This is a genomic window from Micromonospora sp. NPDC004704 (genome assembly GCF_053601675.1).
The window spans coordinates 358,602-371,002 of sequence record NZ_JBSGCD010000005.1 but is presented as its reverse complement, the minus strand read 5'-3'; the positions used below and the strand labels follow the sequence as shown (position 1 = coordinate 371,002).

Below are 12,401 nucleotides of genomic sequence, written 5' to 3'. Positions count from 1 at the left end.
CATGAATCAATCTCATAACGGCGGCCCCGGGCACCGGCCGACCGCCCCTGACCCGCACCCTCAGGCGGTGGCGGTGAACCGGACCCGGAGCTTGTGCGACTGGACCAGTTCCACCAGGCGCGGACTACAGACCAGGGTCCGGTAGCGGGCGTCGCGGGCGATCAGGAACCGGTCCGCGTACTCCTCCCGGAAGAAGGGCTCGGTCAGGATCGGCGGGCCACCACCGGCCGCCGGGCGTTGCTGTGACCGGGCCTCGTCGATCAACGGCAGCACGGTCCTGACCCGGGCCACCGAGAAGTCGTCGTACTCCTCGTCCTCGCAGCGCACCACGCACCGGTGGAACTCCAGATCCCGCTCCAACTCCGTACGCGTCGCCGCCACGAACGCGGCCGAGAAGATCGGGATCCGTACGCTCGCCGTCAGGTAGTCCGCCTCCCGGACCAACCGCGCCGGCAGCCCCTCCTGGGCCCGCGCGACCACGTCGGTGTGGTCGAGGAAGTCCCCGTCATCGCTGTTGTCGACGAAGTACGAGGTCAACCGGGCACTGGTGCCCGGACTCGGCTCACCCGTCTTGGCCGAGACGAAGTCGAACAGGGCCGGTACGCGGGCAAGGGTCGGTGAGGTCAGGTAGTGGTATGCCATGTCAGAACCACTCGCCCTGCTCGCGTTGACAGTCGAGTTTCACAGGGGTGGTCGAGGTCTTCGTGCCGTCGAGGATGGCCGCGACCAACTGGTCGCGCAGTGGCCCGGGAAAGGCGAATTCGGCCTTCGGCAGGTCATGCATCCCCAAAGGCTACCGACATGGTCGCGGTAGTGGACCGGTCAGGACTGCTCGACGCCCGGATCGGCCGATGTGGACTAGGTTGGCGTGATGCCGGCACTTCCCCGGGTCTCCACACCCGTCGCGCTCGCCGTGTGGGTGGCCGCCGCGGCGCTGAGCTACGTGGTCGTCTGCCAGCCCTTCGACCCGGCCCCGCCGCCCGCCGCCTGCGGGTTGGTTCCCGGCGGTCTGCTCGTCCAACTGGTGCCCGACCCGGACACGGAGGCCGTCCCCGGCGAGGACCAGAGCCGGCGTACGGGCTGCGTCTGGAACTCGGGAACGGACGGTGCCCCGAACGACGGCAACCTGCGGATCTCGGTGGAACGTTTCGGCCCCAGCAGCTTCCGGACCCCGGCGACCGAGGCGCAGGACGCGTTCGGCGGACGCAAACGCTTCCACTCGCAGGGCACCGACCGGGTGGTCGACGTGACCGGACTGGGCCGGTACGCCTACGCCGTCCTCCCCGACCGGCGCGACAACCCCGACGACGTCGAGGTGCAGGTGCTGGCGGTACAGGACGGCGACATGGTCGAGGTGACCTACCACGCGAAACCCTCCACCGAGCCCCTGGCGCTGGCAGCCGCGGTCACGGCGGCCCGAGTCGTACTGGCGCAGTTGTGACGGGCGGACAGCCGCCGCGCGGCGCGGGACACGAGCTGGGTCCGGTGCTGATCGCCGCGCTACTGATCGGGCTGGTGGTCGCCGGCATCCTCCTGGGCCTGCGCTGGCTCTCCCAGCGCGACGTTCCGCCGACCGCACCACCGACCCCGGTGCCGACGCTGACCGGGCCACCGTTCGTCTCCCCGTAGTGCCGACCGAAAGCAGCGCGCCGGCCGGGTGGCCGACGCGCTGCTCTGACGGGGGTCGTGGACGGCTCGGTTACGGACGGACCGGAGCGGTCAGCGGGACGGCCGCAGTTGGATCTGGAGTGCGGCCGGGCCGTGGCACCAGACAGCCTCCTGCCCGGTCCCGCCGATGTTCCCGTACCTCTTGAAGGTGACCGGCCCCTTGGCGAAGCTGACCGTCTTGCGGATGTGGTGCGTCAGCGTCACCGACCTTCCGCCGGAGATCTTGATGTGATCGGCGGTGCCCGCGTACCAGTAGTTCTTCCCGGAGGCGTCGTACAGCTCGCCCTTGGCGAGGTAGACGGACTTCCCCTTGATTCCGGCGCTGTAGCGGATCACGACCTTGTCGATGTACGCGCTGGTCTTCGTCACGTTCCTGGCGTACCAGGTCGCGGTGAGCAGGTACTTCTTCCCCTTCTTGCAGGTGGCCTGGGTGCCGCTGGTGACGTAGAGCTGATCGCTCTGGTTGGTGACCGGACCCTTGCCCCGGAGCAGGTAGGTGGTCGTCACCGCCCGGTCGTTGGCCCGCGCCTGGGCCAGATCGCTGTTGACGACAACGAGGCCGGAGATGGCCACCAGGGCCACCGCGAGAAGACCGAACTGGGCCGTCCTCCGGCCGAGAAAAGCTCGAATGCGTGTCATGCCGATCAGGCAAGCTGTTCGCCCGCCGTCCCGTCGAGGCGAAACGGGTACGGGACATTCCAAGACGCCGTACGGGACCGTCCCGCCTGCTCGGCGGCCCGTTCCACGCAGGTCAGGGTAGGTAAGAGCCCCCGGCCGGGATCGAACCGGCGACATCCCGCTTACAAGGCGGGTGCTCTGGCCAGCTGAGCTACAGGGGCAGTGTTCCGGGTCAGCATAGCTACCTGGTTGCCGATCCCCACGCCGCCACGGTCGCCGACCGACAAGTTCGGCACGATCGCCGTACCCATTGATGGCTTGCCGTGCCCTGATGCCCGAAATGTGAGTCGATCGCGTCTCTCCGTACGCCTCTGACCTTGGCAGGGTGGGCCGGGCGGATTACGGTGGCGTGACACGGACGACACGCCGACCACCCCAGTGGCCCCCGGCGCGTCGCCCGGACCGGTGCGGCCCCCCTCGCCGGAAGCTCCTTCACTCGGATCGTCCGGCACGTTCCTGCCGGTGAAAGGAAGCGCTTCACCATGGCTACGGTCACCTATTCCAAGGCCACCCGCATCTACGCGGGTACCGAACGCCCCGCCGTCGACCACCTCGACCTGGAGATCGGCGACGGCGAGTTCCTCGTCCTGGTCGGCCCCTCGGGTTGCGGTAAGTCCACCAGCCTCCGGATGCTCGCGGGCCTCGAGGACGTCGACGACGGCTCGATCTTCATCGACAGCCGGGACGTCACCCACCTGCCGCCGAAGGCCCGGGACATCGCGATGGTGTTCCAGAACTACGCGCTCTACCCGCACATGACGGTCTACGAGAACATGGCGTTCGCGCTGAAGCTCCGCAAGACCTCGAAGGCGGAGATCGACCGGCGGGTCAAGGAGGCGGCGGCGCTGCTCCAGCTCGACGACTACCTGGGCCGCAAGCCCAAGGCGCTCTCCGGCGGTCAGCGCCAGCGGGTGGCGATGGGCCGGGCGATCGTCCGCGAGCCGCAGGTCTTCCTCATGGACGAGCCGCTGTCGAACCTCGACGCCAAGCTGCGGGTGCAGACCCGTACGCAGATCGCGTCGTTGCAGGCCAAGCTCGGCATCACCACCGTCTACGTCACGCACGACCAGGTCGAGGCGATGACCATGGGTCACCGGGTGGCGGTCATGCTCGACGGTGTGCTTCAGCAGGTCGACACCCCGCGTGCGCTCTACGACACCCCGTCGAACGTCTTCGTGGCCGGCTTCATGGGCTCCCCCGCCATGAACATCAAGACCGTTCCGCTGACCGAGACCGGCGCGAACTTCGCCGAGCTGCTCGTCCCGCTCACCCGTGAGCAGATCGAGGCGGCCAAGGCCGACGGCGGCAACGGCAACGTCACCGTGGGCTTCCGCCCCGAGGACTGCGACCTGGTCAGCCCGACCGAGGGTGGCCTGCCGGTGGTTGTCGAACTGGTCGAGGACCTCGGCTCGGACGCCAACATCTACGGCACCGCCACGATCAACGGCACCTCCGAGCGGTTCGTGGTCCGTACCGACCGGCGGACGATGCCGAACATGGGCGACACGGTCTACGTGAAGCCGCGTACCGGCAAGAACCACACCTTCCACGCCACCACCGGTGCGCGCATCTGAGGTAGCACGACAGGCGACAACAAAAAGGGGCGGTCCGCGCGAGCGGACCGCCCCTTTCGCGTACGCCCGACAAGCGGGACGGGTCGTGTCACCCGTACGCGGGGTTGATTTCGATGTAGGTCTGGACCGGGCTGGGCGTCGGCTTCGGCTTGGGTGGCTGCGTCTCGCCCGTCGACGGCTTCTTCGGATCGACCTTCGGCTTGGTCGGCTTGGTCGGCGCGAGCCGCTTGGCCGTGTCCAGGTGATTCTTGTAGTACGCGGACAGCGTGACCTTCTTGACCTTGCCCGACCCGGACGACGCGTGCACCATCTTGCCCTTGCCGGCGTAGATGCCGACGTGGTCCGCGTTCCCGTCGTTGTTCCAGTCGAAGTAGAGCAGATCGCCCTTCTGAAGGTTCTTGGTCGAAACCGTCTTCCCCTTGTGCGACTGCGCCTCCGCGGTCGTACGCTTCAGACCCACCCCGGTTCCCTTGTACGCGTAGTAGGCGAGACCGGAGCAGTCGAAGGTGCTGGGCCCCTCGGCGCCCCAGACGTACCGGTCGCCGACCTGCTGCTCGGCCCGGCAGACCGCCCGCTCACCCGGACTGCCGCTGTTGCACGACTTTCCTGCGGCGCTGGCCAGACTGCCCAGACCGAGCAGCGCGCCACCGATCAGGACCAGGGCGAAAAGCAGCCTGGCGAAGGATGGCAGTCCGGGCCAGGGGTTGCGGATCAGGGTCGATCGCATGGTTCCTCCTCGGAGTTCGTGCCGGCGCCGCCGTTCCCGGCCGTAGCCGGCTCCACCACACCCGGCTTGTTGTCCAGCACGTCGGACGGGTCGATGATCACGATCTTGTTGTCGACCACGTCGGTGTCGACGCAGTCGTCGGCCGGCTCGGTGGTCGACTCGTCGCCCGTGCCCGGGTCGTCCTCGGTGGTCGACTCGTCGGTCTCCGCGCAACCCGCGTCCCCGTCGGCGTCTCCCTCGGGGCTGTCGCCGTCACCTTCTGGGCTGTCGGCATCCGCGTCACCCTCGGGCGCCTCCGGGTCCGCATCACCCTCCGGGGCTTCCGGGTCCGCATCACCCTCCGGGGCTTCCGGGTCCGCATCACCCTCCGGGGCATCCGCGTCCGCATCGCCCTCGGGCGCCTCCGGGTCCGGGTCGGTGGCGGCGCCGTCCGGCGCTGGATCGGTGTCGGTGGGGTCGCCGCCGGTCGTGGTGGTGGTCGTGGTCGTGGTTCCGTCGTTGGTGGTTGTCGTCGTGGTCGTCGTGGTGGTGCCACCGGAGGTGCTGATCGTCGTGTCCCCATCGGAAGCGTCCGTGTCGCCCTCGGGGGCGCTGCCCGCGTCGGGGGCTGCGGTGTCGCCTTCCGGGGTCTCGGTGCCGTCCTCGGTGGCGGTTGTGTCGCCTTCCGGAGTCTCGGTGTCGTCCTCCGGGGCGGCGGTGTCGCCTTCCGGGGTCTCGGTGTCGTCGGTGGGTTCGTCCCCCTCCGGCGTATCGCTGTCGGGTTCGGGGCACGGATCGGTGGGGTTCTTCTCCGCCATCGCGGTGTTCACCCGGACCACGTCAGTCTTGGGATCGGCGAGGACGGGGCGTACCGCCAGCTTCGAGAGCAGCTTGATCCGCGCGGCGGTCAGCTCGGTGGACTTGACGGTCTCGGGGTTCTTCGAGGTCGGCGAACCCGTGGGGATGATGACCTTGCCGTTCCCGGCATAGATCCCGACCCGGTCGACACCCTTGTCCAACGCGGTGAAGTAGAGCAGGTCCCCGGCCTTACGGTCCTTCACCGGGACGGTCCAGCCCAACTTGATTCCCTGGTTGTAGCTGCCGGACGCGGGCAGGTAGTTCCCCTTCAGTCCCGCCTTGCGGTACGCCTCGTAGCTGATCCGGGCACACGCCAGGGTTTTCGTCTGCGACGTGTCCCAACTGCACTTCTTCCCCACCTGTTCCTGGGCGTGGCACAGCGCCTTCTTGTTGACGTTGCCGGTGCAGTTCCCAGCCGCGCTGGCAAGGCCGGTGGTGAGCGCGATTGCCCCGGCGATCAGGGTCGTCGCGAACAGCAGTGGCAGCACCTTGCGAATTCTTCTCAATGTCGTCGACCTCCAGAGCCGATGCTGACGTATTCGCGGAGGAGTCCTGCTCGGCCCGCGCATGGGAATCAGTGCACAGTGCCGCACCCTGTCCTGTCAGGAATGGCGCCGTACGGGAAAGTTCGGACCACCGTGGCGTACGCGTCCCGGCCCGTACCGGCCGTCCCGTTGCTGCCAGCGGCCCGTCCGGTGCCTGTCCCGGACCGGTCGGATTCGCTGCTCGGCCAGGGACGGAAGGTCCCGTACAGTCCCGCCCTCGAATCGGCTTGAATCGTCGATTTGTTTCCTGGTTGCCTGAGTGCACCCCCGGATCACCGAATTCCAATCTGGATCGGCACGAACAGGAGAAGCTATGAAACGAATTCCTCCCGGACGCAAGGGCGCCCTGGCGCTCCTCGGCGCGATAACACTCATCATCGCGGGCCTGCTGGCCAGTTCGGTGGTGGCGAGCGCGGCAGCCCCGGCCAAGAAGGCATGGAACATCGACCTGCGGACCACCGACTCCGGGCAGGGCGGCGGAATCTCCGGCCGGGTCACCTGGAAGAAGAACGGACGCTGCTACGACGCGAAGGTCACCGGCACCCTGTTGGACACCCGGGACAGCGACTCGCACGGCGCCATCGGCTGGTTCACGTACATCGACTGCAAGACGAACAAGGTCAAGAAGATCCGACTGAAGACCACGCACACCAAACGGTCCGCGAGCGTGAACAAATCACTGCGGAATGTACGGGATGTGCGCGTACTGGTCTGCCTCTATCAGGGCAGCGACTTCCAACGCTACTGCAACACGAAGGGTGCGGCATGATTCGCCGAATTGGCATTCCCCGGGTAATGCGCCGGGTACCTCGCGTGGTCCAGGTGCTCGGTCTGGTGGCCCTGGTGGCCACCGCGTACATCGCGGTCGCGAACCTCAAGCCCGAACCGGAGGCGAACGCTGCGGCGCGGACGGCGGGTACGACCTCACGTACCGCGTCGGGGCCGGTGACCGGTGTGCGCCAGATCCGGGCGGGCAACAGCGGCCTGTGTCTGACGGTGTCCAGCACCACCAAGAAGGGCGCGAACGGCGCCAAGATCCAGCAGCGGTCCTGCGACCCGAGCAAGAAGACCCAGCGGTTCGAGATCGTCCCGTTGCAGGACGAGGGCAACTCGTTCATCTACACGATCCGCCCGAAGTGGAAGGCCGGCTGGTGCCTGGCGACCAACGGTGGTGAGAAGAACAATGTCACGATCGTCCAGCGCAAGTGCGACTACGGATACCGCCAGATGTTCTTCGTGAACTGCGCGGCGCCGGGCGACCGGTGCTACATCGCCACCCGCAAGGGCTTCAACGGGAAGTGTCTGAACATCCACGGCAACAGCCGCAAGCAGGGGGCGAACGTGGCGCTCTACGACTGCCGCTACAAGAACCAGACGAACATGCAGTTCACCATCGCCTGACCCGCGGACCGGTGTGCCGGCCTGATCGAGCCCCCGCCGATCGGCCGGCACACCTTCGTGTGTGCGGGCGGGCCGGGACCGACTGTTACGACGAGGTCAGCCGGTGGGTCAGGGCGGTGTGCCGGCGGCCGGTCCCGGCGGTACGGACCGCTATCGCTATCGCCTTGCGCGAACCGGCGAGCACGACGAGCTTCCTGGCCCGGGTGACCGCGGTGTAGAGCAGGTTGCGCTGCAACATCGTGTACGAACTCATCGTCACCGGGATCACCACCGCCGGATACTCACTGCCCTGGGACCGGTGCACCGTGATGGCGTACGCGTGTTGCAGCTCGTCCAGCTCGTCGAAGTCGTACGTCAGGTCCTCGTCCTCGTCGGTGCGGACGGTGAGCTGGCGGTCCTCGCCGCTCAGCGCGGTGATCACGCCGACGGTCCCGTTGAAGACCCCGGCCTTGCCCTTGTCGTAGTTGTTGCGGATCTGGATCACCTTGTCACCGACCCGGAACACCCTGGCCCCGTGCCGCCGCTCGGGCATCGACTCCCGGTGCGGAGCAAGCGCCTCCTGGAGGATCGTGTTCAGGTTGCCGGCTCCGGCCGGACCCCGGTGCATCGGGGTGAGCACCTGGATGTCGCGCGGGTGCAGGTTGAACTTGCGCGGGATCCGCCGGGCCACGATGTCGACCACGAGTTTCGCCGTCTCCTCGGGTTCGTCGACCGGGAAGAGGAAGAAGTCGGGGTACTCACCGATCGCCGGTGGCTGGCCGGCGTTGATCCGGTGGGCGTTGACCACCACCCCGGACTCCTGTGCCTGGCGGAAGATCTTCGTCAGGCGTACCCGGGGGATGGATTCGGCGCCGAGGACGTCGCGCAGCACCTCACCGGCACCGACTGAGGGCAGTTGGTCCACGTCGCCGACGAGCAGCAGGTGCGCGCCGGGCGCGACCGCTTTGATCAGCTTGTTGGCCAGGATCAGGTCGAGCATCGACGCCTCGTCGACCACGATCAGGTCGGCGTCGATCGGGTTGTCCCGGTCGTAGGTCGGCTCGCCGCCGGGGCGCAGTTGCAGGAGCCGGTGCACGGTGGCGGCGGGGTGCCCGGTCAGCTCGGTCATCCGCTTCGCGGCCCGGCCGGTCGGCGCGGCCAGCACGATTTTCGCCTGTTTCGCCGCCGCCAGGGCGATGATCGATTTGACCGTGAAGGACTTGCCACAGCCGGGTCCGCCGGTGAGGACGGCGACCTTCGCGGTGAGTGCGAGCCGTACCGCCCGTTCCTGCTCCTCGGCCAGGTCGGCCCCGGTTCGGGTACGCAGCCAGCGCAGCGCCTTGTCCCAGTCCACTCCGGCGAACGCCGGCATCCGGTCGCTGCGATGGTCCAGTAGCCGGAGCAGGCTGTTGGCCAGCGCCGTCTCGGCCCGGTGGAACGGCACCAGATACACCGCCGGAATGGTGGCGCCCTCGGTGCTGCGGTTCGGGACCTGTTCGCGTACGACGCCTTCGTCGGTGGCGAGGGTGTCCAGGCAGGTGCGGACCAGGTCGGCGGGGACCTGGAGGATCTCGGTGGCGTCCGCGACCAGGTTCGGTTCGGGCAGGTAGCAGTGGCCGCTGTCGGTCGCCTCGGAGAGGGTGTACTGGATGCCGGCCTGGACCCGCTGCGGGCTGTCGTGCGGGATGCCGACCGCCTGGGCGATGGTGTCGGCGGTCTTGAAGCCGATCCCCCACACGTCCGCGGCCAGCTTGTACGGCTCGTCGCGGACCACGGCCACGGACTTGTCGCCGTACTTCTTGTAGATCCGTACGGCCAGTGAGGTGGAGACTCCGACGCCCTGAAGGAAGATCATCACTTCCTTGATCGCCTTCTGTTCCTCCCACGCGGCGCCGATCATCGCCGTACGTTTCTTGCCGAGCCCGTGCACCTCGACCAGCCGGCCCGGTTCCTCCTCGATGATCCGCAGGGTGTCCGCCCCGAACAGCTCCACGATCCTGGCCGCCATCTTCGGGCCGATCCCCTTGATCAGCCCGGAGCCGAGATAACGCTCGATGCCCTGGATCGTCGCCGGCAACACCGTCGTGTACGAGTGCACCTCGAACTGTCGCCCGTACTTCGGGTGCGAGCCCCACCGCCCGACCAGCCGCAGGCTCTCCCCCGGCTGCGCGCCGAGCAGCGCGCCGACCACGGTGAGCAGGTCGTTCCCGGACCGCTCGGTCGCCACCCGGGCGATCGTGTACCCGGTCTCCTCGTTCGCGTACGTGATCCGCTCCAACACCGCGTCCAGCACCACACCGGGCGCCCGACCGGTCGCCGGCACGGCTCCGGTTGCCGCAGCACCGGTTGCTGCGGCTCCGGTTGCTGCGGCTCCGGTTGCTGCGGCTCCGGTTGCTCCGGCGGCGGGGCCGTGGGGGCCGGTCGCGGTCAGGCTCACCCGGACATCATGCCGGACCGGGGTCCAGCAGGACTTGATCGCGGTTGGCCGATGACTGTCGGCTGGTCTTTATAACGCATTTATTTTCTACATCGAAAACGATGTATTCACATCATCTTTGATGTACGTCCTCACCGAGGTATACGCCTGCGGCGGCGTCGAGCGACCGTTGGCCCTGATCCGGTAGGCGCTCCCATGATCGTGGAGAGTTCGGCTCGCTATGACCGGCCGAACTCTTCGGGATCATGGAAGGCACGGCGGATGATCAGGGCGATGTATTGCCGTCACCGTCGAGAAGGTGCGCTAGGCAGAACGTCACCGGGTATGGGGTCATCCTGCCCGGATACAGAGAAGCCCCCGGCCATCGGGGCGGGGGCTCTCCGGTTGGTGAGGTCTAGGCCCGCTTCGCCCGATTGACGAAGCCACGCCACGCGTCCGGCTCGAAGGTCAACACCGGCCCGAACGGGTCCTTGCTGTCCCGAACGGCCACCACACCGGGCAGATTGTCGGCCACCTCGACGCAGGTGCCGCTCGCGTTGCTCCTGGTGGACTTCTTCCACCGAGCCCTACTGAGGTCCATGCTGGCTCTCAATCTCCTTTATCAAAGCGACCGATAATCTTTCGGGAAGGGCGGCGCTCCGCACAGCTTCCCACCTCGCCAGAAGCGTAGCCAGTCCCTCCTCAGCGCCGACCGGCGATCCGCCGAGTTGGTCGTCCAGGTGACCGACCCAGGTCCCGTCCACCAGCCGCACCAGTACCAACGGCCCACACAGCCCGACGTGCAGGCCGGCGGTCAACGGCACCACGTTGAGATGGACGTGCGGCAGTTCGGCCATGCGCAGCAGGTGCGCGAGCTGTTCGCCCATGATCGCATCGCGGCGTCGCAACACCGACTCGTCGATGACGCCGATGAACTGGGGCGGGTCCTCGCGCTTCAGGATCTCCTGCCGCTCCATCCGGGAGGCGACATACTGCTCCACCTCCGACTCGGAGCGAACGTCAACTGAGCGCATCACCGCGCGGGCATAGTTCTCGGTCTGGAGCAGACCCGGAACCAGCAGCGGCTCAAAGCATCGGAGCTGTCTCGCGTTGCGCTCCGCTTCCAGGTAGGGCTTTAGCCACGGAGGCTCACCGTCGCCCTGCGCCGACTTCAGCAGGGACTCCAACAAGCCGCCGCTGTCCAGGATCTCGTCGGCCCGCTTGGCGTACGGCAGGTCGAGCGAGCGGGTGCCGGTCTCGACGGCAGACACGGTGGATGCCGAGTAGTTGGCACGCCTGCCGAATTCCTCCTGCGACATGTTGCGCAAGGCGCGCTGCCGACGGAGTTGATCACGAACAAAGGCAAGGGGATCTTCGCGTTCCATTGCGCCTCCAGATATTCGGTGATGATCGCCAAGCACCAACAGGGGGAAGGTGTAATCGCCAGACGAAGGTCGGTACCTGCGTGAACGTCTTCCGACAATAGCGCCGTCCTTAGAAGACTGTCATTACGTAGAGCCGCTCGGATCCAACGTCGAGGAGGTGCGAGATGTTCGTCTGGCAGATCTGGGCCGACTGGCTGTTGAGACTCGTAACGCCACCGGCACCGCCGGTGCCCGTACCACCGGTTTCCCCGCCCTCGGTGCGTCCCGCGTGGGCCACCGAGGAAACCACTCGTTTCCAGGAACGCCCATGGACCCTGGGTCAACGAACGTGCTACGGGACGACCGGATGGAACGAACGCCGATGACGACACTGCGGGTGGGTGACGTACTGACTTTTCAGCCGTCCGAATACCACCGGGAGGGCGAGGACAGGCTTCAGCCCGGCAGGGGTGAGCTGACCCTTCGAGTGACGCGCCTTCCGGACCGGATCGACATGTTCGTGACTGAATGGGTGACGCTGTGCGGGATAGAGATCCTGGACCGGGCCGAGGGCGAGGAGGTGTCCGTCGCGGTCCACCGCGAAGCCCTTCCCGATTGCGTCTCGCCCCGACTGAACCTGGTCACGCCCCATTTCATGGAACGGGAACTTCCGCCGCTATGAGCGACCGGGGCGACCTCATCATCCCCGAACTGGCCGAGCACACACCGCTCCGGCCGCTCTGGATCTGCCGAATCGACGCCCGACCATGGCCCTGTCCGGATGCCCGACTCAACCTGGTGGCCGCGTACCTGCCCGCCCGTCGAATCGAGCTGTACCTGTACCTCGGCTCGCAGTTCACCACGGCCCTGGCAGAACTCGACACGGTGGTGGTCGAGACAGGAGAGCGAGCCGACGCCACCGGCCTCCACGTGCGCATTCTCGGCTGGCTGATCTCACACGAGGCCAGACAGCGAGTTCGGCGGCGTCGCGCCATCTGAACTACGGCGAACGTGTCCCGTCCCGGTGCTGTCCCGTCCAGGTGCCGTCCCGTCCAGGTGCCGTCTCGTCCTGATGCTGTTCCGTCCGAGTGCTGTTCGGTCGGCCCCGGAAATCGCTCCTTTCTGATCCGGACAGGTCCGTACAGCTTCAAGCCTTCACCGAACGCCTGGCAGACGTTTTGCTGATTCGAGTCGTTCGTCGACTTCGACCAG

Annotated in this window: 14 protein-coding genes, 1 tRNA gene and 1 pseudogene; 7 read left to right on the top strand and 9 right to left on the bottom strand. The window is 67.2% G+C overall.

Annotated elements, in window-relative coordinates:
* Positions 1-60 precede the first annotated feature (60 nt).
* On the bottom strand, positions 61-642 hold the full coding sequence (locus ACWEFB_RS09895) for a hypothetical protein (RefSeq protein WP_452284013.1): 582 nt from the start codon (positions 640-642) through the stop codon (positions 61-63).
* Between the two features lie 19 nt (positions 643-661).
* Positions 662-784 (bottom strand): annotated as a pseudogene (locus ACWEFB_RS09890) (ASCH domain-containing protein); the annotation flags it as partial.
* An 87-nt stretch (positions 785-871) separates the two neighbouring features.
* Here ACWEFB_RS09890 and ACWEFB_RS09885 point away from each other — a divergent pair.
* Together ACWEFB_RS09885 and ACWEFB_RS09880 are read left to right on the top strand one after the other, a co-directional pair.
* On the top strand, positions 872-1,441 hold the full coding sequence (locus ACWEFB_RS09885) for a hypothetical protein (protein ID WP_452284011.1): 570 nt from the start codon (positions 872-874) through the stop codon (positions 1,439-1,441).
* Positions 1,438-1,629, top strand: coding sequence for a hypothetical protein (locus tag ACWEFB_RS09880; protein WP_452284009.1), 192 nt, complete (start codon positions 1,438-1,440; stop codon positions 1,627-1,629). The genes ACWEFB_RS09885 and ACWEFB_RS09880 overlap by 4 nt, the downstream gene beginning before the upstream one ends.
* A 90-nt stretch (positions 1,630-1,719) precedes the next feature.
* Here the strand turns inward: ACWEFB_RS09880 and ACWEFB_RS09875 are convergent, their stop codons facing one another.
* Together ACWEFB_RS09875 and ACWEFB_RS09870 are read right to left on the bottom strand one after the other, a co-directional pair.
* Positions 1,720-2,307 (bottom strand): hypothetical protein, encoded by a 588-nt coding sequence (locus tag ACWEFB_RS09875; RefSeq protein WP_452284007.1) that lies wholly within the window; start codon positions 2,305-2,307, stop codon positions 1,720-1,722.
* Positions 2,308-2,433: 126 nt separating this feature from the next.
* Positions 2,434-2,507, bottom strand: a tRNA-Thr gene (locus ACWEFB_RS09870).
* Between the two features lie 321 nt (positions 2,508-2,828).
* Between ACWEFB_RS09870 and ACWEFB_RS09865 the strand changes: the two genes are divergently transcribed.
* Positions 2,829-3,920: an ABC transporter ATP-binding protein gene (locus ACWEFB_RS09865; RefSeq protein ID WP_326562254.1), complete on the top strand. Its 1,092-nt coding sequence runs from the start codon at positions 2,829-2,831 to the stop codon at positions 3,918-3,920.
* Positions 3,921-4,008: 88 nt separating this feature from the next.
* On the opposite strand, the gene ACWEFB_RS09860 is transcribed toward ACWEFB_RS09865, so the two are convergent.
* Positions 4,009-4,647 carry a C40 family peptidase gene (locus ACWEFB_RS09860; RefSeq protein WP_452284005.1) on the bottom strand — a complete coding sequence of 213 codons (639 nt, stop codon included), beginning with the start codon at positions 4,645-4,647 and terminating at the stop codon, positions 4,009-4,011.
* Positions 4,632-5,972 carry an NlpC/P60 family protein gene (locus tag ACWEFB_RS09855; RefSeq protein WP_452284003.1) on the bottom strand — a complete coding sequence of 447 codons (1,341 nt, stop codon included), beginning with the start codon at positions 5,970-5,972 and terminating at the stop codon, positions 4,632-4,634. Before ACWEFB_RS09855 ends, ACWEFB_RS09860 begins: the two co-directional genes overlap by 16 nt.
* Positions 5,973-6,342: 370 nt before the next feature.
* On the opposite strand from ACWEFB_RS09855, the gene ACWEFB_RS09850 reads away from it, so the two are divergent.
* Both ACWEFB_RS09850 and ACWEFB_RS09845 read left to right on the top strand, forming a co-directional pair.
* Positions 6,343-6,798 carry a hypothetical protein gene (locus ACWEFB_RS09850; protein ID WP_452284001.1) on the top strand — a complete coding sequence of 152 codons (456 nt, stop codon included), beginning with the start codon at positions 6,343-6,345 and terminating at the stop codon, positions 6,796-6,798.
* A 26-nt stretch (positions 6,799-6,824) separates the two neighbouring features.
* On the top strand, positions 6,825-7,430 hold the full coding sequence (locus ACWEFB_RS09845; RefSeq protein ID WP_452283999.1) for an RICIN domain-containing protein: 606 nt from the start codon (positions 6,825-6,827) through the stop codon (positions 7,428-7,430).
* A gap of 85 nt (positions 7,431-7,515) precedes the next feature.
* Here the strand turns inward: ACWEFB_RS09845 and recD2 are convergent, their stop codons facing one another.
* The 3 genes from recD2 to ACWEFB_RS09830 all read right to left on the bottom strand — a co-directional run bounded on the left by recD2 (position 7,516) and on the right by ACWEFB_RS09830 (position 11,210).
* Positions 7,516-9,732, bottom strand: a complete 2,217-nt coding sequence (gene recD2, locus ACWEFB_RS09840; RefSeq protein ID WP_452284072.1) for an SF1B family DNA helicase RecD2 — start codon at positions 9,730-9,732, stop codon at positions 7,516-7,518.
* A 508-nt stretch (positions 9,733-10,240) separates the two neighbouring features.
* On the bottom strand, positions 10,241-10,426 hold the full coding sequence (locus ACWEFB_RS09835) for a DUF397 domain-containing protein (protein ID WP_452283997.1): 186 nt from the start codon (positions 10,424-10,426) through the stop codon (positions 10,241-10,243).
* A complete protein-coding gene (locus tag ACWEFB_RS09830) occupies positions 10,413-11,210 on the bottom strand; it encodes a helix-turn-helix domain-containing protein (RefSeq protein ID WP_452283995.1) in 798 nt (265 codons plus the stop codon). The genes ACWEFB_RS09835 and ACWEFB_RS09830 overlap by 14 nt, the downstream gene beginning before the upstream one ends.
* A 361-nt stretch (positions 11,211-11,571) precedes the next feature.
* Here ACWEFB_RS09830 and ACWEFB_RS09825 point away from each other — a divergent pair, with 361 nt between their 5' ends.
* Together ACWEFB_RS09825 and ACWEFB_RS09820 are read left to right on the top strand one after the other, a co-directional pair.
* The gene (locus tag ACWEFB_RS09825; RefSeq protein WP_452283993.1) at positions 11,572-11,871 is read left to right on the top strand and encodes a hypothetical protein; all 300 of its coding nucleotides are present in this window, start codon (positions 11,572-11,574) and stop codon (positions 11,869-11,871) included.
* The gene (locus ACWEFB_RS09820; RefSeq protein ID WP_452283991.1) at positions 11,868-12,188 is read left to right on the top strand and encodes a hypothetical protein; all 321 of its coding nucleotides are present in this window, start codon (positions 11,868-11,870) and stop codon (positions 12,186-12,188) included. Before ACWEFB_RS09825 ends, ACWEFB_RS09820 begins: the two co-directional genes overlap by 4 nt.
* Positions 12,189-12,401 lie beyond the last annotated feature (213 nt).